Annotated in this window: 19 protein-coding genes; 8 read left to right on the forward strand and 11 right to left on the reverse strand. The window is 63.2% G+C overall.

Features of this window, described 5'->3' with window-relative positions:
* The 4 genes from ACFQX9_RS00145 to ACFQX9_RS00160 all read right to left on the reverse strand — a co-directional run bounded on the left by ACFQX9_RS00145 (position 1) and on the right by ACFQX9_RS00160 (position 4,889).
* The gene (locus ACFQX9_RS00145) at positions 1 to 1,149 is read right to left on the reverse strand and encodes an amidohydrolase (protein WP_204510527.1); all 1,149 of its coding nucleotides are present in this window, start codon (positions 1,147 to 1,149) and stop codon (positions 1 to 3) included.
* Between the two features lie 105 nt (positions 1,150 to 1,254).
* The gene (locus tag ACFQX9_RS00150; RefSeq protein ID WP_018458267.1) at positions 1,255 to 2,343 is read right to left on the reverse strand and encodes a mandelate racemase/muconate lactonizing enzyme family protein; all 1,089 of its coding nucleotides are present in this window, start codon (positions 2,341 to 2,343) and stop codon (positions 1,255 to 1,257) included.
* Between the two features lie 74 nt (positions 2,344 to 2,417).
* On the reverse strand, positions 2,418 to 3,611 hold the full coding sequence (locus tag ACFQX9_RS00155) for a M20/M25/M40 family metallo-hydrolase (RefSeq protein WP_204510528.1): 1,194 nt from the start codon (positions 3,609 to 3,611) through the stop codon (positions 2,418 to 2,420).
* 24 nt (positions 3,612 to 3,635) lie between these two features.
* Positions 3,636 to 4,889 carry an MFS transporter gene (locus ACFQX9_RS00160; protein WP_018458269.1) on the reverse strand — a complete coding sequence of 418 codons (1,254 nt, stop codon included), beginning with the start codon at positions 4,887 to 4,889 and terminating at the stop codon, positions 3,636 to 3,638.
* A gap of 143 nt (positions 4,890 to 5,032) precedes the next feature.
* Between ACFQX9_RS00160 and xylB the strand changes: the two genes are divergently transcribed.
* The 7 genes from xylB to ACFQX9_RS00195 all read left to right on the forward strand — a co-directional run bounded on the left by xylB (position 5,033) and on the right by ACFQX9_RS00195 (position 14,786).
* Positions 5,033 to 6,478: a xylulokinase gene (gene xylB, locus ACFQX9_RS00165; protein ID WP_377785981.1), complete on the forward strand. Its 1,446-nt coding sequence runs from the start codon at positions 5,033 to 5,035 to the stop codon at positions 6,476 to 6,478.
* Positions 6,479 to 6,688: 210 nt separating this feature from the next.
* Positions 6,689 to 8,224, forward strand: coding sequence for a sugar ABC transporter ATP-binding protein (locus ACFQX9_RS00170; RefSeq protein WP_377785984.1), 1,536 nt, complete (start codon positions 6,689 to 6,691; stop codon positions 8,222 to 8,224).
* Positions 8,217 to 9,272, forward strand: coding sequence for a ribose ABC transporter permease (locus ACFQX9_RS00175; RefSeq protein ID WP_018458272.1), 1,056 nt, complete (start codon positions 8,217 to 8,219; stop codon positions 9,270 to 9,272). Before ACFQX9_RS00170 ends, ACFQX9_RS00175 begins: the two co-directional genes overlap by 8 nt.
* 153 nt (positions 9,273 to 9,425) lie before the next feature.
* Positions 9,426 to 10,373, forward strand: coding sequence for an ABC transporter substrate-binding protein (locus tag ACFQX9_RS00180; RefSeq protein ID WP_018458273.1), 948 nt, complete (start codon positions 9,426 to 9,428; stop codon positions 10,371 to 10,373).
* Positions 10,374 to 10,620: 247 nt separating this feature from the next.
* Entirely contained in the window at positions 10,621 to 12,000 is a 1,380-nt protein-coding gene (locus tag ACFQX9_RS00185; protein WP_247455988.1) for a TadE/TadG family type IV pilus assembly protein, read from the forward strand.
* A 404-nt stretch (positions 12,001 to 12,404) separates the two neighbouring features.
* Positions 12,405 to 13,352, forward strand: coding sequence for a phosphatase PAP2 family protein (locus ACFQX9_RS00190; protein ID WP_247368254.1), 948 nt, complete (start codon positions 12,405 to 12,407; stop codon positions 13,350 to 13,352).
* 387 nt (positions 13,353 to 13,739) lie between these two features.
* Positions 13,740 to 14,786 (forward strand): sensor histidine kinase, encoded by a 1,047-nt coding sequence (locus ACFQX9_RS00195; protein WP_247363506.1) that lies wholly within the window; start codon positions 13,740 to 13,742, stop codon positions 14,784 to 14,786.
* A gap of 156 nt (positions 14,787 to 14,942) precedes the next feature.
* Here the strand turns inward: ACFQX9_RS00195 and ACFQX9_RS00200 are convergent, their stop codons facing one another.
* From ACFQX9_RS00200 to ACFQX9_RS00225, 6 genes are all read right to left on the reverse strand, one after another.
* Entirely contained in the window at positions 14,943 to 16,016 is a 1,074-nt protein-coding gene (locus ACFQX9_RS00200) for an adenylate/guanylate cyclase domain-containing protein (RefSeq protein ID WP_377785987.1), read from the reverse strand.
* A gap of 103 nt (positions 16,017 to 16,119) precedes the next feature.
* Entirely contained in the window at positions 16,120 to 16,671 is a 552-nt protein-coding gene (locus ACFQX9_RS00205; RefSeq protein WP_368508411.1) for a hypothetical protein, read from the reverse strand.
* 130 nt (positions 16,672 to 16,801) lie between these two features.
* The gene (locus ACFQX9_RS00210; protein ID WP_368508410.1) at positions 16,802 to 18,208 is read right to left on the reverse strand and encodes an invasion associated locus B family protein; all 1,407 of its coding nucleotides are present in this window, start codon (positions 18,206 to 18,208) and stop codon (positions 16,802 to 16,804) included.
* A gap of 358 nt (positions 18,209 to 18,566) precedes the next feature.
* Positions 18,567 to 18,917, reverse strand: a complete 351-nt coding sequence (locus tag ACFQX9_RS00215) for a hypothetical protein (RefSeq protein WP_039799972.1) — start codon at positions 18,915 to 18,917, stop codon at positions 18,567 to 18,569.
* Positions 18,918 to 19,323: 406 nt separating this feature from the next.
* Positions 19,324 to 19,605, reverse strand: a complete 282-nt coding sequence (locus tag ACFQX9_RS00220) for an HGGxSTG domain-containing protein (RefSeq protein ID WP_085362219.1) — start codon at positions 19,603 to 19,605, stop codon at positions 19,324 to 19,326.
* Positions 19,602 to 20,258 (reverse strand): hypothetical protein, encoded by a 657-nt coding sequence (locus ACFQX9_RS00225; protein ID WP_377785991.1) that lies wholly within the window; start codon positions 20,256 to 20,258, stop codon positions 19,602 to 19,604. The genes ACFQX9_RS00220 and ACFQX9_RS00225 overlap by 4 nt, the downstream gene beginning before the upstream one ends.
* 439 nt (positions 20,259 to 20,697) lie before the next feature.
* On the opposite strand from ACFQX9_RS00225, the gene ACFQX9_RS00230 reads away from it, so the two are divergent.
* Positions 20,698 to 21,672: a Bug family tripartite tricarboxylate transporter substrate binding protein gene (locus tag ACFQX9_RS00230; RefSeq protein WP_377785993.1), complete on the forward strand. Its 975-nt coding sequence runs from the start codon at positions 20,698 to 20,700 to the stop codon at positions 21,670 to 21,672.
* On the opposite strand, the gene ACFQX9_RS00235 is transcribed toward ACFQX9_RS00230, so the two are convergent.
* On the reverse strand, positions 21,659 to 22,141 hold the full coding sequence (locus tag ACFQX9_RS00235; RefSeq protein ID WP_085352065.1) for an NUDIX domain-containing protein: 483 nt from the start codon (positions 22,139 to 22,141) through the stop codon (positions 21,659 to 21,661). The two genes, ACFQX9_RS00230 and ACFQX9_RS00235, sit on opposite strands and share 14 nt — an antisense overlap.
* Positions 22,142 to 22,171: the final 30 nt, after the last annotated feature.

Genomic DNA, 22,171 nt, shown 5'->3' on the forward strand with positions numbered 1-22,171 from the left:
CTAGTTCGAGGCCAGCGCCGCCTTGGCGAGTTCCGCCATCCAGCTCGATGCCACCGGTAGGATCGCGTCGTTGAAATCATAGCGCGGGCCGTGCAGCTCGGCGCCATCCCGCAATTCGCCATTGCCGATCCAGACGAAGGCGCCCGGACGCCGCGAGAGATAGTGGGCAAAATCCTCGCCGGCCATGCTGGGCGCGAGGTCGCGCCGCAACTCGGCCCGTACCGTGTCCGCCGCGAGGCGCGCGAGATCCGCTTCTGCCGGCGTGTTGATGACCACGCCGACGCCAATGACGATCTCGGGCGTGACCTTGACGCCGAAGCTCGTGGCAATCCCGGCGCAGATCTGTTCGATCCGCGCCAAAACGGTGTCCTTCACCGCATCGCGATGGTAGCGCAGCGTGCCGCCGATCGAGACGCGTCCGGCGATTTGGTTGCGTGCCGTGCCGCCTTCGAGCGTGCAGAGCGAGAGCACGGCGGTGTCGAGCGGATCGACGCTGCGCGAGACGATCGATTGCAGCGCCACGATCAAATGGCCGGCCGCCATCACCGGATCGCGCGTCAGATGCGGCATGCCGGCGTGACCGGCATGGCCATCGATGGTGATGGTGATGCGCCCGCCGGAGGCCATGACGACGCCGTCATGGACCGCGATGGTGCCGGCGGCGAGCCCCGGCCAGTTGTGAAAGCCGAACACCCGTTGCATCGGAAAGCGGTCGAACAGCCCGGCCGCGACCATCGCGCGCGAGCCGCCATAACCTTCCTCGGCCGGCTGGAAGATGAAATCGACCGTCCCGCTCCAGCTGGTGTCGGCGGCGAGCAGCGCGGCCGCGCCGAGCAGCGAAGCGGTATGCCCGTCATGGCCGCAGGCATGCATCACACCGGGGTTTTGCGAAGCGTAAGCTAGCCCCGTATCTTCGGTGATCGGCAGCGCATCCATGTCGGCCCGCAGGCCGACGCGGCCCTGGGCGTGGCCGCGCGTCAGGGTCGCGACGATGCCGTGACCGCCGATGTTGGCCTCGAAGGAAATGCCGAGCTCGGTGAGCTTGTCCTGCACGAAGGCCGCGGTGGCTTTCTCCTGGAGGGACAGTTCGGGATGCGCATGCAAATGCCGGCGCCACGCGGTCAGTTTCTGGTGCAGCTCGGGGGTCAAGGCGGGAATCTCTCGGCTTGTGTGTCGGCGTCGACACCATAGCCGAATAACCGCAGCTTGCATCAAGCCTCAGCGAATGCCTCGCGTGCAGCAACGCGCTCCCGTCTACGCCGACAGCTTCGCCAGCCCGTCCCAATCGAAGCTGATGCCGTGGCCGATACGGTCCGGCGCGAGCGCAAGCCCGTCCTGCAGCACCAGTGGATGCTCGATAAATTTGTCGAGCCCAAAACCGTGCGCCTCCAGATACGACCGGTTCGGGCAGGCCGCGAGCAGGTGCACGGTGACGTCATGCGCGCCATGGCTGGTGACGGGCAGGTTGAACGCCTCCGACAGCCGCGCGATCTTCATGAAGGCGGAGACGCCGCCGCAATTGGTGACGTCAGGCTCGGGATAGGACACCGCGCCCGCGACGATGTAGTTCTTGAACTCCCAAAGCGAACGCAAATTCTCGCCCGCCGCGATCGGCACGCCGCCGGCCTGCATGATGCGAGTGTGGCCCGCGACGTCGTCGGGAATGATCGGCTCCTCGAGCCAGGTGAGGTCATACGGTTGGAACGCGCGGGCGGCGCGGATCGCTTCCTCGACCGTCCATTTCATGTTGGCATCCACCATCAACGGAAAGCCGTCACCGAGATGCTGTCGCATCGCCGCGACCCGCGCCACATCCGATTTGAGATCGGGGCGGCCGGCCTTCATCTTGATGGCGCGAAAGCCCTTGCTGAGATTGCCGTCAGTCTGCGCGAGCAGTGCCTCGACGGAGAGATCGAGATCGATGCCGCCCGCATAACACGGCACGCGCGCGTCGAACCCGCCGAGCAATCGATACAGCGGCAATTGCGCGCGCCGCGCCTTCAAATCCCACAGCGCGATGTCGAGTGCCGAGAGCGCCAGCACCGCCGGCCCGCCGCGCCCGCCATAATGCAGTGCCCACCAGACCTGGTGCCAGATCGCCTCGGTATCATCGGCCTCGCGGCCTTCGACGAGCGGCGGGATCTCGCGCTTGAGGATGTCGGCGACGGCGCCGCCATTGCGTCCGACCGTGTAAGTGTAGCCGACGCCCTCGGCGCCATCGGCATCCCGGATGCGGCAGGTGATCAGCTCGAACGCCGCCATGTCGCCATGCATCGAGTCCGACAGCGTGACGGGAAGGGGGATCCGGTAGAATCCGGTCTCGATGGTCGAAATGCGCGGCATGCGGCCTCCCTGCGTTTTCTTTGCAGGCTAGGCCGACGCGCACCGCCCGGCAAGCGCGCGCCATGCAAGGCAGCTCACCGCATCGTCGCGAGCTGCACGGCCAGCGCGCAGGCGCGGTCGTATTCGTCGAGATTGATCCACTCGTCGATCGTGTGCACCTCGTTCTGGCCGGCGCCGAAGGTCACGGTCGGAACGCCGTGGCGGACCATCCAGTTGGCATCGAGGCCGCCATTGGCGGTGCGCACGTTCGGGGTGCCGCCGACGGCGGACACGGCCTCCACCGCGCGTCTGACGACGGGAAGGTTGTCCTTCATGCGGAACGGGAAATAGTCGGTCTCGGCCTTGAACTTGACCTTGCCGGACTTGCCTTGCGCGTTGGTGACTTTCTTGGCCGCCTTCTCGAACGCGGCCTTGTAGGCTTTCGTGATCTCCTTGAAGAACTTTCCGTCGTGGCTGCGGCTTTCGCCGCGCACATGCACGTAGTCGGTGACGACGTTGGTGGCGTCGCCCGCGGGCCTTCCCTCGCCGCCGGTGACGGGGCCGACATTGCTGGTGCCTTGCTGCTTGCGCTTGACCACCTTGCCGAACCAGCCGCCGGCCTTCACGTCGGCGAGCGCAAGCGCGAGGATCATGGTCGAGGAGATGCCGCGCTCCGGCGCGACGCCGGCATGCGAGGCGCGGCCGAAGATTTCCACGGTCCAGCGGTCGGCACCCACGGCGCCGATGACGACGTTGGAGGCCGAGCCGCCGTCATAGTTGAAGGCCATCACCGGCGAGCCGAGCTCGTCCAGCTTGACGTGGCGCGCGCCATAGAGCCCGCTCTCCTCGCGCACGCAGAACAGCAGCGTGATCGGCGGATGATCGAGTTGCTGCTTTTCGAGCTCGGCCGCCAGCGTCACCAGCACGCCGCAGCCGCAGCGATTGTCGCCGCCGAGCGCGGTCTTCGCATCATTGACGATCTTGCGACCCGACTTTTTCGGCTTGGCGCCGGCGCATAGCGGCACGGTATCCATGTGGGTCATGAACATGATGCGCGGCTGGTTGTGCAGCGCGCCGCGGCCGGGCAGGTCGACGATGAGGTTGCCGGTCTCGGTCGGCACCGGAATGCGGGTATTGGCGTCGTCGAGCCGGATCGCTTTCGCCGGCACGCCGCTCTCCTTCAGCGCAGCCGTGAGCTCACGCCCGATCGCGGCCTCCTGTCCGGTGACGCCCTCGACGGCGAGAAAGCGCAAGAGGCGGTCGGTGGCGGCTTTGGTGTCGACAGGCATGAGATGTCCCCTTGATGCAGGGCTCTACTCTATCGTCGGTCTTGGCGAGGTATAGACCAGAAAGATCAGCGCGCCGATGCCAAGCATGGCTGCCATGAAAAGCAGCACCGCCGGCAACCCTGCAAACGCCGCCACCGCACCGGTGATCGATTGCATCAGCGCCGCGCCGAGGAAGAAGGCGAGGTTGATCGCCGCGAGCGCCTTGCCCGCAACTTGGGCGTCGACCAGCTGCCGCGACATGCCGAACAGCAGCGGCTGTGCGGAAGTGGCAAGCCCGATGAGCACGAACAGCACGAGGTCGTATTGAGGCGGCATCACCGCAACACCAGACAACACGGAAATGGCATAGCGCGGGGCCCCTAACGCCATCAGCGCCAGCAGCAATGCCCCGACGAGGTGCGTTCCCGCCACCAGCGCGCGGCGGCGTCCCAGCCTGCGGTCGATCATGCCGATGACAAGCGGACCTGCGATCATGGCCAGCGTGAACGCGCCGAGCTGGTTGCCGGCCTCGACCCGCGACAATCCCTTGACCTGCATCAGCCACGGTCCGCCCCACAGGCCGCGCAGCACCAGCGAGGTCGCAAGCGACACCAGGGCCAGCGCGATCAGGCCGCGCAAGGGCCGCGACAGTCCGAGCCTGAGCACCTCGATCATCTGCGACAGCGGCGAGGACTCGTCCTTGTGCTCGGCCGGCTGGCTCGGCACCAGCAGGAACACCGCGAGCGCCACGGCGACGCCGCCGAGCGCCGAGATCCAGAACCCGGCGCGCCAGCCGTAAGTGTCGACCACGAAGGCGAGCGGACTCGACGACAACAGCATGCCGATATTGCCGATCGAGAGGATCGCGCCCGACCACAGCCCAAAGCGCGCGGCCGACAATTGCTTGGCCGCCAACGTCATCGGGCACATCAGCATGCCGGAGGTGGCAATGCCCAGCAGCACCTGCCCGATGGCGAAGCTTTCGGGTCCCGTTGCGAACCCGGACGCGATGGCGCCGACCACGGTTCCCGCGAGCAGGCTCAGCGACACCGGCCGCACGCCAAAGCGGTCCATCGCCGCACCGACCGGGATCTGCGCGGCCGCAAACGCGAACGGGTAGACCGAGGTGAGGCTCGCCAGCGCCTGCGGTTCGATGCCGAAATCCGCCGCCATCAGGTCGAGGCTGACCGCCGGAATGGTGCGCAGCAAGGTCGAGAGCATGTGCCCGCAGGCCAGCGCAAGCAGCGCAAAGATCAGCGCGCGGGTGGCTCCCGCGTCGTGGGTGGCGGCGGTGGTCATGGGCGTTGCGTCCCGGCAAGGTTTCGGGTGGGGTTACATGATTGACGGGTGCATGCCAACATCGGGACCGCCATGGCCGCAATGTCGTGGATGCACAAGGCAACGGACGCGCAAGATCCTAAACGTGCAAGGCTAGTGACATCATGTATCTCGGCATCGACCTCGGCACCTCCGCCGTCAAAATCGTTCTGGTCGACGACGCGCAGCGCGTGGTGGCGAGCCGCAGCCGGTCACTGACGGTCTCCTCGCCGCGTCCCGGCCATTGCGAGCAGGACCCGGCACAGTGGATCGAGGCGACGTTCGCGACGCTGGACGCGCTGAAGGCGGATCACGCGCGCGAGCTGTCCGAGGTCGAGGGCATCGGCCTGTCCGGCCAGATGCACGGCGCGACGCTGCTCGACGCCAGCCACAGGCCGTTGCGGCCCTGCATTCTCTGGAATGACGGACGGTCCTTTGCGGAATGCGCCGAGCTGGAGCGGCGCTGGCCCGCCTTGCGGACCACGACAGGCAACAAGGCGATGCCGGGATTCACCGCGCCAAAATTGCTGTGGGTCGCTAGGCACGAACCGGAGATCTTCGCGGCGACAAAACTCGTGCTGCAACCAAAGGCCTATCTGCGCCTGGTGCTGACCGGCGAGGCGATCGAGGATGTCTCGGACGCCTCGGGTTCGCTGTGGCTCGATGTTAGCAGCCGCGATTGGTCGGATGAAGGACTCGCCGCGACCGCGCTATCGCGCCGGCAGATGCCCCGTCTGGTCGAGGGCTGCGCGCCGGCTGCACGGCTGCGGAGCGAGTTGGCGCAGCGCTGGGGCATGACCGGGCGGCCGATGATCGCGGGCGGGGCCGGCGACAATCCGGCGGGAGCCATCGGCATCGGCGCCATCAATCCCGGGGCAGCCTTCATTTCGCTCGGGACCTCCGGCGCATTGCTGGTGCCGACCGAGACGATCGCGGCCAATCCGGAGCGGGTCGTGCACACGTTCTGTCACGCCGTCCCCGACAGGTGGATTCAAGCCGGCGCGATCCTCTCGGCGGCCTCGTGCCTGGCCTGGATCGCGCGGCTGTTGGGGACCCCTGAGACTGAGCTGCTGGCGCCGCTCGGGTTGCGCCCGCGGGCGCCGTCGCCGGTCAGCTTCCTGCCGTACCTCTCCGGCGAACGCACCCCGCACGATGACCCCGACGTGCGCGGCATGCTCGATGGGATCAGTCACGCCACCGATCGTGACGCGATCGTGCAAGCCGTGCTCGAAGGCGTCGCCTTCGCGCTTGCGGATTGCCGGGACGTGCTGGCCGAGACCGGACTGGTAATCGCGGAGGCGGATGTCATCGGCGGCGGCTCACGGTCGCGGTTCTGGCTTTCGGTGCTGGCCAATGTCCTGAACGTGCCGGTGCATCGCTTTGCCGACGGCGAGACGGGCGCGGCGTTCGGTGCGGCGCGGCTTGGCCGCCTCGCCGTCACCGGGGAGGCGATCGACGCCGTCTGCACCGCGCCACAGCGCGTCGAGACCTTCGAGCCCGACGGCGCGCTTGCGCAGGCCTATGCCGAGCGGCTGCCGCAATGGCGCCGCCTGTACCGGCCGCGGCGCTGATCGCGATACGCGATGATGTGGCGAAGAAAAGGCATCACGCGCGGGATCGGTTCCGTCTGCAAAAGATAAAAGCAGCGCCGGACCGTTGGTCGGTATGCCGGAGGTATTGCCCTGCGCCACAACCTTTTGTTTAATGCTTGCGCGCGCGCCAGGGACCAACGAGACGCGGGTGAGATTGCGATGCCGCCGTCGGCGCATCGGGGAGGTGTGATGAGCGAGCCCATCCTCGAGATGCGCCGGGTCTCTAAATCGTTTTTCAGCATCAAGGCGCTGCGCGACGTCGACCTCACCGTCTACTCGGGCGAAATCCACGCTTTGATGGGCGAGAACGGCGCCGGCAAATCCACCCTGATGAAGATCCTGTCGGGCGCCTACCGGCCGGACCCGGGCAGCGAAATCCGCATCGACGGCCAGCCCGTGCAGATCAGCGGTCCGCTCGGCGGCCGCGCAGCCGGCATCGCGATCATCTATCAGGAACTCTCGCTCGCCCCCAACCTGAGCGTTGCGGAGAATATCTATCTCGGTCGCGAGGTCTCCCGCGGCGGCTTGCTGGCGCGCGAGGCGATGCAGGCCGGCGTCGGTCCGATCCTGGCGCGGCTCGGCGCGGATTTCACGCCGCAGACGCAGGTCGCCAATCTCTCGATGGGCCAGCGCCAACTGGTCGAGATCGCGCGCGCGCTGCACGCCCGCTCCAGGATCCTGATCATGGACGAGCCGACCACCGCGTTGTCGGCCGGTGAGAGCGAAAGGCTGTTCGCGCTGATCCGCCAGCTGCGCGCCGAAGGTCTCGCCATCATCTACATCTCGCATCGCATGGACGAGGTCTATGCGCTCGGCGACCGCGTCACGGTGCTGCGCGACGGCACGCTGGTCGGTTCGCTCGACAAGGGCGACATCCGCGCCGACACCATCGTCCGGATGATGGTGGGACGCGACGTCTCGTCCTTCTACAAGAAGGAGCATGATCCCAGGAACGATCCCAACGCGCGCTCGGGAGCTCCCGTGCTTGCGGCTGTCGATATCGCCGACGGCAGGCGCGTCAAGGGATGTTCGCTGACGGTGCATGCGGGCGAGGTGGTAGGGCTTGCCGGCCTGGTCGGCGCCGGCCGCACCGAGCTTGCGCACCTCATCATCGGCGCCGCGCCCATGATCTCCGGCCATGTCGAGATCGACGGGCGCGCGGCCTCCATCCGCACGCCCGGTGAGGCGCTGGACGCCGGCATTGCCTACCTCACCGAGGATAGGAAGGCGCTCGGCCTGTTCCTCGACATGTCCTGCCTCGACAACATCAATCTCGCGGTGCTCGGCCGCGATGCGAAATTCGGCGGCATTCTCGACCGCGACAAGGCCCGTGACCGCGCCAAGCGCGCGTTCGCGGGGCTCGGCATCCGCGCTGCGAATGTCGGTGTTCCCGCCGGCGGGCTCTCCGGCGGCAACCAGCAGAAAGTGCTGCTGTCGCGGCTGCTCGCGATCGGCCCGAAGATCCTGATCCTCGACGAGCCGACGCGCGGTGTCGACGTCGGCGCCAAGTCCGAGATCTATTCGATCATCGACAATCTCGCGAAGTCGGGCACCGCGGTTCTCGTCATCTCGTCCGACCTGCCCGAGATCATCGGCATCTGCGACCGCGTCATCGTGATGCGTGCAGGACATATCGCCGGACAGATCCGGCGCGACGCGACATCGCCGCTCAATCAGGAGGAGATCATGGCCCTCGCCACCGGAACGGAGCAGCTCGATGCCTGAGAACGGCGCTTCCGCCAACACCGCCCCCGCCAAAGCCGTCCCCGTCGCGCCCGGTCTTGCCGCCGCGCAGGAGACGAAGCGGCAGCGGACGCGGATGATCATTCGCGCGGTCGGCATGCTGCCGGTGCTGCTGCTCTTGTGCATCGGCTTTCACGTGCTGTCGGACGGCCGCTTCTTCACCGGCCAGAACATCGGCATCGTGGTGCAGCAGTCCGCGGTCAATACCGTGCTGGCCGCAGGCATGACCTTCGTCATCCTCACCGGCGGCATCGACCTGTCGGTCGGCTCCATCTTGGCGGCGGCGGCGATGGCCGGGCTGATCATCTCCAAATTTCCAGATCTCGGGGCGCTGTGGTTGCCGGCCGCGGTGCTCACCGGCACCGTATTCGGCATTCTCAACGGCGGCTTGATCGCGCTGTTGCGCCTGCCGCCCTTCATCGTCACGCTGGGATCGTTGACCGCCGTGCGCGGCGCGGCGCGCCTGCTCGGCGCCGACACCACGGTGTTCAATCCGTCGATCCCCTATGCCTTCATCGGCAACGGTGCTCTGACCCTCATTCCCGGCGTATTGTCGATTCCCTGGCTCTGGGTGATCGCGTTGCTGGTCATCCTGGTGTCGTGGCTGGTGCTCAAGCGCACCGTGCTCGGGGTGCACATCTACGCGGTCGGCGGCAATGAGAGCGCGGCGCGGCTCGCCGGCATCAAGGTCTGGGCCGTGTTGATTTTCGTCTATGGCGTGTCCGGCCTGCTCGCGGGCCTCGGCGGCGCGATGCAGGCAGCGCGCCTCTACGCCGCCAATGGCCTGCAGCTCGGCCAGTCCTACGAACTCGACGCCATCACCGCCGTGATCCTGGGCGGCACCTCCTTTGTCGGCGGCATCGGCTCGATCTGGGGAACGCTGGTCGGCGCGCTGATCATTGCCGTGCTGTCGAACGGCCTGATCCTGATCGGCGTGTCCGACGTCTGGCAATATGTGATCAAGGGTCTGGTCATCATCGGCGCGGTGGCGCTGGACCGCTATCGGCTGCAGGGCTCGGCTCGGACTTGAGAGCATGATCCGAAAAAGTGCGAAGCGGTTTTCGAAAGGATCATGCTCAAACAAGGAGGCATGAAAATGCAGCCGGCACTGCGCCGTCATGTTCATTCCGTCACGGCAACTGGTCGCCGCGCCGGAGCTTCAAACAGACCAGGGAGGAAGCCAATGTTGAAGTCGATCTCGCTTGCCGGCGCCGCGATGGCGCTCGTCCTGAGCTCCGCGCCGTCCTACGCCAAGGAGCTTAAGTCGATCGGCATTTCGCTGGGCTCGCTCGGCAATCCATTCTTCGTCGCGTTGTCGAAGGGCGCCGAGTTCGAGGCCAAGAAGACCAACCCCAACGTGAAGATCACGACGGTGGGCTTCGAATATGATCTCGGCAAGCAGGTCACCCAGATCGACAATTTCATCGCCGCCGGCGTCGACCTGATCCTGCTCAACCCTGGCGATCCCAAGGCGATCGGACCAGCGATCAAGAAGGCGCAGGCCGCCGGCATCGTCGTCGTTGCCGTCGACACCGCGGCCGAAGGCGCCGACGCCACGGTGACCACCAACAACGTCCAGGCCGGCGAGATCTCCTGCCAGTACATCGTCGACAAGCTGGGAGGCAAGGGCGACGTGATCATCGAGAACGGCCCGCAGGTCTCCGCGGTGATCGATCGCGTGGTCGGCTGCAAGAACGTGCTCGGCAAGAATCCCGGCATCAAGGTCCTGTCCAGCGACCAGGACGGCAAGGGCTCGCGCGAAGGCGGCCTCACGGTGGCGCAGGGCTATCTGACCCGCTTCGCCAAGATCGACGCCATCTTCGCCATCAACGACCCGCAGGCGATCGGCACCGACCTCGCCGCGCGCCAGCAGCAGCGCACCGGCATCGTCATCACCGCGGTCGACGGCGCCCCCGACATCGAAGCGGCCCTCAAGGACCCGCAGGCGACGCAGATTCAGGCCTCCGCCTCGCAGGACCCGTTCTTCATGGCCCGCCGCGCCGTGCAGGTCGGCGTCAGCATTCTCAACGGCCAGAAGCCGGCGTCCACGGTCGAGCTGCTGCCGTCGAAACTCGTGACGCGCGACAATGTCGGCGAGTACAAAGGCTGGACCTCGGATCGGTCGCAGTAGCGGGCGAGAGGCGGCCGGCGCCGGATGCGGCGCTGGTCGGCTCGCGTGGCACCAGCGGAAGATGTGGCAGCGATCCCTGCAGGATGGCCCCGTTCGCATATCACCAAAGCGGCCTGCGGAACCCGCAGGAGGTCCGGGTCTCCTTGGCGGCGCCGCGCATGCGGAAGGCGGTTTGCCAGCATTTTCGCGCGTAACTTAACGTATACTTTAGAGTCCACTGCCTATTGGAGGTTGCAGAGGATTCCCGATGACCTTGAGCCCTTCTTCCGCCGCCACCACGTTGGGTCGCCTAGCCCGGGACGAGCGCGGCAATATCGCCGTCATCTTCGCCATCGCCTTGTTGCCGGTCTTGTCATTCGTCGGCGCTGCGATCGACTACAGCCGCGCCGCCCACGCCCGCACCGCGATGCAGGGTGCGCTCGATTCGGCCGCGCTGATGGTCGCCAAGAACCTGTCCGATGGGAAGATCACGGCTGACCAGGTTCCGACCGCTGGCGCCGCTTACTTCGCCGCACTCTATACCCACACCGGCAGCCAGAACGTCAAGGCGTCCGCCACCTACACCGCCAACAATAGCGGCAAGGGATCGACGGTGACGATGGCGGCGTCGGGCGAAATCAAGAGCCAGTTCATGCAGATTGCCGGCTTTCCAACCCTCGACTTCAGCGTCGGCTCGACCTCGACCTGGGGGAACAACCTGCTGCGCATCGCGCTGGTGCTCGACAACACCGGTTCCATGGGGGGCACCAAGATCAGCAACCTGAAGACCGCATCCAAGAACCTTGTCGACAAGCTCGGGGCGCTGGCGAAGACCCCGGGCGATGTCATGTTCTCCGTGATTCCGTTCGCGAGCGCCGTCAACGTCGGCATCGACAAGGTCTCGGCCACGTGGCTGCGCTGGGATCTATGGGACCCCAGGTCGGAGGATTCCTCCAGCAACTCCTATTGCAGCAGCGGACGGAGCTCCTGGTACACGATGGCGATGTGCAAGGGGCATGGCTACACCTGGAGCCATTCCGTAGGCTCGCCTTCAACTTCGAACTGGAACGGCTGTGTGACCGACCGCGATCAGAGCTACGACGTCTCCGACGCATTGCCATCGGCGCTGACAACGCAATTTGTCGCCGACCAAGACCCGTACTGCCCGGCCAAATTGCTGGCGCTGACCAGCACAGCCAGCACCGTCAAGAGCACCATCGACGCGATGTCGGCGAACGGCGGCACCAATCAGACCATCGGGCTGCACTGGGGCTGGCTGTCGCTGCTGCAGCAAGCGCCGCTGAACGCGCCGGCCGAGGACGTCAACAACGTGTACCAGCACGTGATCATCCTGTTCACCGACGGCCAGAACACGGTCAATCGGTGGAACGGCGACGGGTCCATGACCTCGTCCTCGACTGAACGCGGCAAGATCGACACGCGAATGGAGGCTCTGTGCACCGCCGTCAAGGCCAAGAACACGACCATCTACACGGTCCAGCTCGACGACGGCACCGGGGTGTCGCCCGTGCTTCCCAAATGTGCGAGCGGCTCGGCAAACTTCTTCATGCTGAGCAACCCCAGCGAAATCGACGCCGCCTTCACCCAGATCGGCACATCCATTTCCAAGCTGCGCGTTTCGAAGTAGCCCCACATATCCATTTTGCTTGAGATTGGCCCGGGGAAGCAAAGGCTGAAACAGCAGGCAGAGCCCGCCAAGGGCGAAATCGCATCCTCACGTGAGCGCCAACGCGCGTCACATGTTGGCTCGGCGGCTGACCTTCGCGCGAGCGATCGTGACGTCCGTTCGCGAGCTAGACCGGACCGTCGCTCATGGAAAGCGGAGTCGCAGTTGACCCGAAGCGGACGTGAGCTCCCTCGGAGCCTACGGTCAGCCGATGAATGCGAACACGCGTAGTCAGATTTGATGAGCAGCGCGGAACCCATCGAGTCCAACACGCTGAATTTGTATAAGCCAAATTAAACAAGCATTAGATGAGCACCAGATATTGATGCTCCAGAAGGGGTCAGGGATCCCAAACGATGCGATAGATGGACAGAGTGATGCGAAATGAAGGCTTTGTCTTTGCCGTCCTCAATGCTTATCGGTTCAGCGAAATTCTGCGCTTGTGGATCGCAATTGCGATTGTTGCAGCCGTTGACCTCATATGGCTTCGCGCCGCTGGGATGACGATGGCTATCGATCCGACGCAAGCGATTGCGTTCTGTGCTGCTGCTCTTCTCTCCTTTGTTTACACGAGGTTGAGGCCGGATCGGCGTATCGCTGAGCTTGCCACGGCTTTGGCTCAGATCATTGCCTTTACAGTCGTGGGCGCGATCCTGAGTTATCTAACCATCACGGCAAAGTTTCCGTTGGTCGATTCCCAGCTGGCCGGCGTCGACACCCTGCTGAGACTGAATTGGCTGGCTTTCTTTGAGTGGGTTGAGGTCAGACCAATTATCAAAGCGGTCCTCGCAGTCGCGTATCACAGCTGTATGCTGCAGGTCGCCATCTTGTTGGTGTGGCTGAGTGCGTGCGGGCGATTTGAAAGGATGCGAGAGTTTGTTTGGCTGTTCGTAACATCGCTCCTCGTGATTCTTCCGATCTCATGGAGACTGCCGGCAGCGAGCGCATGGGTCTACTTTGGCGTCGTCGAACGCGTCGACGCGTATCATTTGATCGATTTCAACGCACTCCGAAGCGGCGAGATGACACGCATTTCGTTGACGCACGTGAATGGTCTGATCACATTTCCTTCGTTCCACGCTGCGCTGGCCACAATACTTATATACGCCAGCCGAGGCGTGAAGATGCTTTTCCCACTATACCTTGTCTTGAACTTGCTGATGCTTGCTGCAACACCTACTGTAGGCGGCCACTATTTCATCGATATCATCGCCGGTGCGGGCATCGTTCTCTGCCTCGCTTGCCTTCGACAGCTTCGCTGGGGCGTTTTGTTTGCGCGATGGAACACCTCGCCATCGCACGCGGCCGGATAGTCATCCACGCTCTGCAAGCGACAGAGCGATTTGTCTTGGCAGAGGTCATCAAACGACAAACAGATTGAAGTTCGCTTGTGGCCCGAAGGCGAAGGTCGCCATCGCCTGCGGTACACCGGAGCGGGGGCCAGCCGACATCGAGAACACGCGGGCAAACTGACCCGGAACGGACATCGCCAGGGTCTGGTCGATGTCGCCGGCGCGCCCGGTGTAGTGGCACCCCCATCCGGCCCGAAACTGATCTATCGCAGCGCCCGGCGTGGACCGCTTTGACCAACCATCGACATTGCATTGCCGAGAATTTTGGCTTTACGCTTGGGCAACGTGTCAGGAGTTGCGCGCATGGGCGGGGACACAGGTAGCCTTTTCTTGTCGGGGGGCGGCGAGATGGGCGCTCTCACAAGAGCGTTTGACTGGTCAAAAACATCGCTCGGCTCGCCGGAAGCGTGGCCGCAAAGTCTTCGGGTCACGGTGCGGCTCGTTCTTACCTCACGCCACCCGATGTTCATTTGGTGGGGACCGGACCTCATCCAGTTCTATAACGATGCGTATCGCGAAACGATGGGTCCCGAGCGGCATCCGAGCGCCTTGGGCGCGGGCGGCCGTGAATGCTGGGATGAAATATGGGACATCATTGGTCCCCAGATTGAATACGTCATGGCAGGTAAGGGGGCGACGTGGCATGAGGATCAATTGGTGCCTGTAACCCGCCACGGTCGGCGCGAGGATGTCTGGTGGACGTACAGCTTCGGTCCAATTGACCTTGAAGATAAAGTCGGCGGCGTACTCGTTGTCTGTAAAGACGTCACCTCCGAGCACATGGCAAGGGAAGCCCTGAGGCTTATCAACGAAGAGCTAAAGCACCGGTTCAAGAACACCTTTGCTGTGCTTGGTGCTGTTGCCAGCCAAACATTTCGTGACGTATCGAGCCGCGCCGATCTTGAAAAGTATAAGGCACGACTTGCCGCGTTCGGACGAGCACACGCCTTGCTGACTGCGGCGAATTGGGCTGCTGCCCCACTTCGAGATGTCGTCAACACGGCCCTGAGCCCTTACAGAACAGGCGAAGGCCGGATTACGACGTCCGGTCCTCCGCTTGTTCTCAGATCGCAACAGGCTCTCGCCCTTTCCTTAGCGGTTCACGAGCTCGCCACCAATGCAGTAAAGTATGGCGCTCTGAGCGTGACAGGCGGCCGGGTGTCCATCGTGTGGTCAACCGAAGATCAGGCGGGTGATCAAAAATTCGTCTTCGTCTGGCAAGAATTCGGCGGTCCATCTGTGTCGGAGCCCACCGATAAAGGCTTCGGTTCGCAACTCATTTCGGGGGCGCTGGAATACGACTTCAGAGGGTCGGTTGCGGTGTCCTATGAATCGACCGGACTCACTTGCCGCCTCACGGCTCCGCTCGAAAATCTGGAAATGTCACCACAATAGTGGGAGCTTTTACCCGACCCATGTTGACTGCCGCGAGGACGAGGAGCCCCTCACGGGCCCGCATGTCGGGTCCTGTCCCGTAGCTGACCTGCCGCGCGCAGCCGGTGGAGGACCGCTTGTGACCCATTGGAGACGTCCGCCGTATCAGCCCGGCGCTCATTTTTCGATGTGCCACGACCCGTCCCAGTCGTTCGGAGGCGGTTCTGCTTTGAAGCTTCCGATGCGCTCGATTAGGGCCCTTGCAGGCCCGTCGTCGGGCATCGCTTCAAGCGACGCATTGAACGCAGCAAGCGCATCATCCCATCGCCGGTTGCGATAGTTCGAGAGCCCTTCCAGATACTTGTCCCGCAAGACCAGTTGTTGTGGCGTGACATCAGCTCGGCTTCCGAGGATTTCAAAAACGGCCTCGAAACGAGTTTGACCCGCCACCACAATGCGATCGATCTCCCGCGCCTCAAGTGAAGTGCCCACGGCAGCAATAGTTCTTTCGGAAACGAGATTGCGGGTGCCGTACACCTTGTTCGCGCCTTCCAGCCGCGAGGCGAGGTTCACCACATCGCCCATGACGGTGTAGCTCATCATCACGTCGGAGCCGATGCTGCCGACCAGCGCCTCGCCGGTCGCGATCCCGATCCTTAGATCGCATTGCTTCATTGGAGTTGCGCGAACGCCAAGTAGCTCAGGAATCTCCTCGCGCAATTTTCCGATACGTTCGATCATTTCCAGGGAGGCGAGGCATGCAAGGCGGGCATGATCGGCCTCGTCGACGAAAGGTGGGCCCCAATAAGCCATGATGCCGTCGCCGATATACTTGTCGATGATCCCTCGGTTGTTCCGGATTGGTTCGGACATGACCGAAAGGTAGTGGTTCATGACCTTGACGAGACCTTGCGGGGTCATGCCTTCGCTAAGGCTGGTGAAGCCCTTCAAGTCGCAGAACAACACAGTCATCACCCGGCGCTGGCCTTCGGCGGCCGTCAAATTTGGGTGATCGATCAGCCCTTCAACGACGCGCGGATCGATGTATTTTCCGAATGTTTCCTTGATGCGTTGGTTGTTGCGCAATTGCACAACCATTCGATTGAAGGCGGCAGCCAGTTGTCCGATTTCGTCAGTCGCCCTTACATCGATTGATTGATCGAGCTGACCCGCTTCCACCGCGCGGGCACCTTCAAGCAATAGTCGGACAGAGCGAATGATGCCGCCGCTGCCCAGATTGGCGAAGATCAATCGACGATCGCGGCAAGCAGCGTCACGATGGCCGAGGTCAGCGCCACCTGGGTCTGTTCCGACCTCACTTTTGCGATAGCCCCCTCGCTGACGGTCAGCATACTCAATCGAATAGCACTGACCTTCTCATCCAGTCGTCGCGAACAGCGTCTGCTCGCGCAAGGCTGCGTCTCGCCGCTGGAAAGTCTCTCGCCTCAAGGTGTGAAAGTAGCTCTCTGGTCTCCTGCTTCAGCTGGCGGCGAGTATCGCTCAGATTTTCAATCCGGTTGTCGATGCGCGCCAGGGCTGCATTGTCCGAGGGTGTACTTGCGTCCTCAATGATCGAATTGATCAGTGTCCGCGCGGCTTGCGCTTCGCTTTCGACCTCGGCTCCCTTCTCGTTGTAGAGCTCCAAGCGGGCTCTATATCCGAGCACATCGGGCGGCTCCTGCATCTTCGCGATCACCATGCGGCGGACTGCGAGACCTCGTTCCAGAGACAGAGTATTGATCCGCGTTAGATGCCCGTTGATCGGCGCGTACCGTGCAGAGAGTTCATCAAGCAGATGGCCGACCCGCCTGACCATCACTATCGATAGGACCGACGTCGCCAGCATGAGGATGATCAATCCGACGGAGATCGCAACAATCCGCCGCCGTATCGACTGCTTGATCATCGATCCGGAGAATTTCTGCAATCCTTTAAGAGCAGGAATCTTTGAATGTCTCGTGCTCCGTAGAGAAACGTCCGATGTACTCACAGTCGAGCTTCCTTTCGGTCAGCCCCGTCAGGCGGTCCAACTTCATTCATTCTTCAGTCAGGCTGAAATCGAAAGTTTCGGCAGGCGGGTCTTGGTGAACAGCCCCGAACTGGCTCAGCGGCAACTTTATCGTCACCGAAGAGGAGTAAAGGTCTGTGAGTTCGAGTTTGAGCTGTTGGCCGGCTTCCATTTGCGCCGCCACCGTTGGTTCAATTCCACGTGCTGCGATGCAGATGTTGGTGAGACACCAGGTGAAAGGAACCTGGACAGGACTGCCTTGATCTACCGTCACCTTGACTCCCTGCTGCAGATTTGCCCCTTGCGGAACGAACAGCTGCAGGCGAGCGGGACCGTCAGCTCGTTCGATCAGATCGACACGGGCCACGACCTGATCGAGATCGTCCGTGGCGGTTGACGTCGATCGGCATATGTTGGTTCGATCGGATGAGGCGAAACAAAGCTTTTTCCAGGTTGAGAAATGGATGTTCTCAGGCAGCCGCAATCGTCGCGGCTTCGACGGAGGCTCCCGCTGGGCAGAAGGGCCGTTGACTGGCTGCCCAAGCGGCGGAGCGGTCGCTGAATGCCTCTCCAGAAATCGCGATACCAAGGGCGACCAGATCGGCACCGCGTCGGCGGAATCGATCATGAAGTGCCCGTCGGTCCCAAAGGACGGGAGCATACGATAATCGGCATTTCCGCCCGCTTCGACAAAGGCCTGATGCATCCGCATCGTCAATTCCGGACCGAAGTAGCTGTCGTTTTCCGCGTAGATCCAAAGCATCGGTACGCGTGCGGTGCGGCCGAATTCGCTGGTGGCGGCAACGAGCTTGTCGGGAGCACAATTGTTGTTGGGTTTGCCGTCAACTCGGCCTCCGCGTCCCGCTGCAAAGGTAATGATGGCCTGAACTGATGACGGGTTTAGGCTCCCAAGAGCAATCGAGCCCCATCCGCCGCCCGACTGGCCAACGACGATGACCTTACCCGGCTGTATCATCTTCTTCTTGCTCATGTAGTCGATGACCCACTCGTTCAGAGTGGCGATGGCGAGCCCGGAACCGCGGAAGTTTGGGTTGTCGCAGCTACCGACGTGGGCAAAGACGGCTCCGTAGAGACCCTGATCTTTATCATCGAGACTGCTGGCCCCGTACCTGATGGGCGAGATGACCACATAACCGCGACGTGCAAACCAACGTGCCGCGTCCCGATACTCGATCGCCGGAAACATCGTCCGCTGGTTGGCTTCCAGCGAAATTCCATGGTTCATAACCACTAGCGGAAACGGACCATCTCCGACCGGCCGTACCAGGAAGGCAAGCACCGGCAGTGGAAACGGCAGCGCCCAAATTTCCTCTTGGATTACTTGTCCCGCAGTTCGGTCATCTGCCGCGGCTGGGGAATGGACTGCCGAGGGGAAAGCCAGCAAAAGAAGAATGGCCAGCAAGTGCTTCAGCATCTTCTTTCTCCGACGATCTGGTCTGGGTCTGACGCTAGGTCTCGGAGGCAGGAATCCGTTGATTTGGATCAAAGCGACCAACCGCAAGTTCCCGACGTCGTGCGGCTTAGTGGCCTAGCAAAAAAAGCGTCGTCGGAAACTCGGATGAGCGTGCACGGCCTTTCATGCGGCTCCTGGCTTTTTGACGGCCTTAGGGGCTGTTTCGAGCTTTAACCCCGCCGCCGCTATTGTCGTTGGTCTGCTTGTGGGCCTGAAGGCGAAGTATCCGGCACGCCGGCAGCTAGGGCCATAGCGGACATCGAGAATACGCGGGCAAATCGGTGCGAATGACCCGAAGCGGAGCACCTTGAAAGTGAGGTCAAGTCATGAATCCGGGCATGAAGCATCGGACGCGCGGATGGCCGTCTATGTAATGCCTCCAGACCATTGTACGGCCGAAGCGGTTTGGTTCTGTGACAACCGCACCGTCAGGTACGAGCACCCATTCGCCATCGATGAGGACGCGGTAACGGCCCCGACTGGACTCCCAATCGGCATCGGACACTATGTATCCGTCGGCATCAGTACAGCACTTTCCAAATTCGCTCTGCAAGCTTTCAAACCAAGACTTCAGCGGAGAGTGGTCGTATCGGCCATCGTCGCGTGCAAGGACCGGCGTCAGTAGCAACGCTGAACCCAGCAACGATGCCGCAAGTTTCGCTGGAAACATCTGTTTGCCTCCGCGATATTCGCCGGCCGATCCGCTGGCTTGGTGCGGCTTAGGCTGGCAACCCGGAAACTAAATCCGTTGCAACTGCCGCTGACGATCCTCGATGCTGTGATGGGACAGTTCATTCCCATCCCCACTGAGGTGAGTCCGGAAATTCGAGCGAAGGTTCAAATACGACAACGCTTCAACTAAAGGTCAGTGCAGCTGCTTCTTTGGCCTAGCCTGCCCTTAGCCGACCTCTGGGCTGGCGCCGAGCTTGTCCGCTCATGACGGCGTAGCCGACCAAAGCCCTCACAGACTTAAGGAAATGACCCACGCTGCATGAGTCTGCACGGCATCTGTTGCGGATCTCCACAACCGCGTTCGTCAACGACGATTGCGATCTACGGTGCATCGCCTTTATGGCCTATTCGGCAACTCGCGACAGCTCCGCAAGGAGCTTCAACGCATCATTCAGCACGGCCCGATCCCGCGCTCGTTCAGCGGCCGCATCACCCGTGAATTCGCCATGCGTTCGCGCATTCTGATTTCCCTTCGGCGCGCCTGATCTCCGTGCGCCGCCGTGCATGCGGCAGCGAGACTTGCCGTGCACTGCAGGCGCGCGGCAGGCGAGGCCGCTGCGCGTCCCGGCGCCGCAGCGCGGGCTCGTCCACATCGCGCCAGTGTTGCGGATGTGATCGCCGCTCATGCATTGCTGCCCTGTCTGGATTCGGCCCGTTCGTATTCGCCGGCCTCACGCGGCGGGACCAGTCCTGCGGCTGCCGCAGCGTGCGGCTCCGCGACGATCATGCTGGCGTGCTGGGTCACGTTGCCCACGATCGCCCTGCCGCCGTCCTGCACCGACAAATTCCGGACCGTGATCGCGCGCTCGCCGTTGTTGCGGTGGCGGCTGAGTGCCTCGATCTGGCTTGCGAAGGTGCGGGCCAGCCGGGTCAGCGCGCGTGTGAGGCTCTCCTGCTGCGGAACGTCGTCGGTGAGGGCGAGGCGGCAGGCAGAACGCATCGTTGCGGCGTGAACGGACACCATCTGCACCGCGAGCATGGCCTCGATCGAGTCCTTCGGCGCGATGCTCTTCACCAGCGAGATCATGAAGGCGAGATTGGCTTCATCGGGCTTCCGTCCGGTCACGCTGGCCTTCACCAATTGCTTGAGGAGACCATGCAGCGCGTCGCGGTCGGCGGCACCGAGCGCCTCGGCCAGCAGCCGTTCGCCGGCTTGGGGGTCGGCATGGCGGATCGCAATCCCCCGCTTGTAGAGCTTGATCCGCGGGCTCGCGTCGGGGCCGCTGCGATCGTTTGCCGCAACCGGCAGCGTGCTGTGGCGTTTGGCAGATGTCGTCATGTGCTGTGTCCTTTGCCCGCGCGGGCTCACTGCGCGCGACATCGATCGCTCGCTGCGCGCTTATTTGATTTTCGAGATGTTGATGAAGGGCTTACGCGCAATCGCCGCGCGACGCCCCGTGGTCGGGCGGCGTGGACGCTGACGATTGTTGCGATGATGGTATTCTGCCGGTGTTTTGCCCGACGTGTCAAACGAAGATTGCGAAGCGCGCAATCCTTGTTCGTGCAAATCCTCGTTCGTGCAAGTCCTTGATCTCGCAAGCGTCGGCTACTGTGCATGGGGTTGTTTTTGCGTTTTTTGTTTCGAACCGGCTCCGACCTGCCGCGCGACGGAATGCCGGCTTGCAAACGCGATTGCGAAATCCGGCGCGGCCGCTCATCATGATCCGCGAATGCGCCGCTACCTGCAAAAGCGGCGAGAACTTCTGGGGAGAGAACGAATGCAACGAACGCTTCGCCTGCTGGCGATCGTCGCCGGATTGTGCGTGACGACGGAGGCCTTCGCGCAAAAATATCCGGTGCGGCCGGTCAAGATCATGGTCGGCTTCAGCGCGGGCGGCCCGGTCGACCTCGTCGCGCGCATCGTTGCCGATCGGCTGAGCAACAAGCTCGGACAAGCTTTCGTGGTCGAGAACCGCGCCGGCGCCAACGGCATGATCGCGGCCGAAGGCGTCGCGCGTGCGGAAGGCGACGGCTACACGATGCTGGCCTGCAACTCCTCCACCATCACGCTCAACAAGACGCTGTTCAAGGATATCCGCTACGACCCGGAAAAGGACTTCGCGCCGCTCACCACCGTCGTGTCGGCGCCGCTCGTGCTGGTGGTCAATCCGGAGAATCCCAGGACGGCCAACATCAACACCGTCGCCGATCTCGTCGCCGCGGCAAAGGCTGCGCCCGGCGCGCTTGCCTACGGCTCGGGCGGCAACGGCAACCTTGCCCATCTCGCCATGGAGCTGCTCAGCGAGAGGGCCGGCGTCAAGATGATCCACGTGCCCTATCGCGGTGGTGCTGCGTCCGAGGTCGGTATCCTCGCGCAGGAGGTCCTGGCAGTGTTCGATCCCTTGTCCGCCGTGCCGCTGGTGAAGGCCGGCAAGCTGCGCGCGCTCGCGGTGTCCTCCGCCGAGCGGCTGCCGGCGTTGCCTGATGTGCCGACCGTCGCGGAAGCCGGCTATCCCGGCTTCGACATCTCGTTCTGGGTCGGCTTCTTCATGCCGAAGGCAACCCCCGCGCCGACGCTCGAGATGCTGCACCGGGAGATCGTCGCCGCAGCCAACGATCCGCTGTTACGGGAGCGGCTGGAGACGCAGGGCATCGTCAGCGTGCTGAGTTCGGCCGACTACGCCGCCAAGATCCCGAAGGAGATCAAGGAACTCGCCGAAGTGGTGGCGGCGGCGAACATCAAGGCGGAGTAGGGCGTCTGCTTGGCGTGCTGCCGGCCACCTGAGCCAGCCGCTCGAGCAGCGGGCGCTGTCCTGCGTTGATCTTCTCGTGCGCTGCTGCGAGCGTGAACCATTCGGCACGATCGACCTCCGGGAAGGTCTGACGTTTGCCGCTGCGTGGCGGCCATTCCATCTCGAATGTGTTGCTGCGAATGCTGCGCAAATCGACGTCGAACTCGGCCGCGAACGCGGTGACGATCTTGCCGCCGCGCTGCCTGACCTGGCCAAGCGAAGTCAGCGGCGTGGACAGCTCAAGCCCAAGCTCCTCGGCAAACTCCCGTCGCGCGGCGGTTTCTGCGTCTTCGTCTGCGTACTCGCCCTTCGGAATCGACCATGCCCCGAGGTCCTTGTTGCGCCAGAACGGTCCTCCGGGATGAACGAGCAGAACCTCGAGCTCCCCACGTTTGCGATAGGCAATGATCCCGGCGCTTTTCGATGGCATCGCAGGTTCCGTTCAGGCGGCGCATTCGGC

It is taken from the genome of Bradyrhizobium sp. GCM10028915, from assembly GCF_042666195.1.
Taxonomy (GTDB): domain Bacteria; phylum Pseudomonadota; class Alphaproteobacteria; order Rhizobiales; family Xanthobacteraceae; genus Bradyrhizobium; species Bradyrhizobium canariense_D.

Bases quoted from the DNA above. Each gene is read 5' to 3' on its own strand.
- ACFQX9_RS00225 (WP_377785991.1), bottom strand. From the start codon at position 20,258: ATGACGACATCTGCCAAACGCCACAGCACGCTGCCGGTTGCGGCAAAC.
- ACFQX9_RS00205 (WP_368508411.1), bottom strand. From the start codon at position 16,671: ATGATCAAGCAGTCGATACGGCGGCGGATTGTTGCGATCTCCGTCGGA.
- ACFQX9_RS00150 (WP_018458267.1), bottom strand. From the start codon at position 2,343: ATGCCGCGCATTTCGACCATCGAGACCGGATTCTACCGGATCCCCCTT.
- ACFQX9_RS00220 (WP_085362219.1), bottom strand. From the start codon at position 19,605: ATGAGCGGCGATCACATCCGCAACACTGGCGCGATGTGGACGAGCCCG.
- xylB (WP_377785981.1), top strand. From the start codon at position 5,033: ATGTATCTCGGCATCGACCTCGGCACCTCCGCCGTCAAAATCGTTCTG.
- ACFQX9_RS00215 (WP_039799972.1), bottom strand. From the start codon at position 18,917: ATGTTTCCAGCGAAACTTGCGGCATCGTTGCTGGGTTCAGCGTTGCTA.
- ACFQX9_RS00210 (WP_368508410.1), bottom strand. From the start codon at position 18,208: ATGCTGAAGCACTTGCTGGCCATTCTTCTTTTGCTGGCTTTCCCCTCG.
- ACFQX9_RS00160 (WP_018458269.1), bottom strand. From the start codon at position 4,889: ATGACCACCGCCGCCACCCACGACGCGGGAGCCACCCGCGCGCTGATC.
- ACFQX9_RS00155 (WP_204510528.1), bottom strand. From the start codon at position 3,611: ATGCCTGTCGACACCAAAGCCGCCACCGACCGCCTCTTGCGCTTTCTC.
- ACFQX9_RS00230 (WP_377785993.1), top strand. From the start codon at position 20,698: ATGCAACGAACGCTTCGCCTGCTGGCGATCGTCGCCGGATTGTGCGTG.
- ACFQX9_RS00175 (WP_018458272.1), top strand. From the start codon at position 8,217: ATGCCTGAGAACGGCGCTTCCGCCAACACCGCCCCCGCCAAAGCCGTC.
- ACFQX9_RS00235 (WP_085352065.1), bottom strand. From the start codon at position 22,141: ATGCCATCGAAAAGCGCCGGGATCATTGCCTATCGCAAACGTGGGGAG.
- ACFQX9_RS00195 (WP_247363506.1), top strand. From the start codon at position 13,740: ATGGGCGCTCTCACAAGAGCGTTTGACTGGTCAAAAACATCGCTCGGC.
- ACFQX9_RS00185 (WP_247455988.1), top strand. From the start codon at position 10,621: ATGACCTTGAGCCCTTCTTCCGCCGCCACCACGTTGGGTCGCCTAGCC.
- ACFQX9_RS00180 (WP_018458273.1), top strand. From the start codon at position 9,426: ATGTTGAAGTCGATCTCGCTTGCCGGCGCCGCGATGGCGCTCGTCCTG.
- ACFQX9_RS00190 (WP_247368254.1), top strand. From the start codon at position 12,405: ATGGACAGAGTGATGCGAAATGAAGGCTTTGTCTTTGCCGTCCTCAAT.
- ACFQX9_RS00170 (WP_377785984.1), top strand. From the start codon at position 6,689: ATGAGCGAGCCCATCCTCGAGATGCGCCGGGTCTCTAAATCGTTTTTC.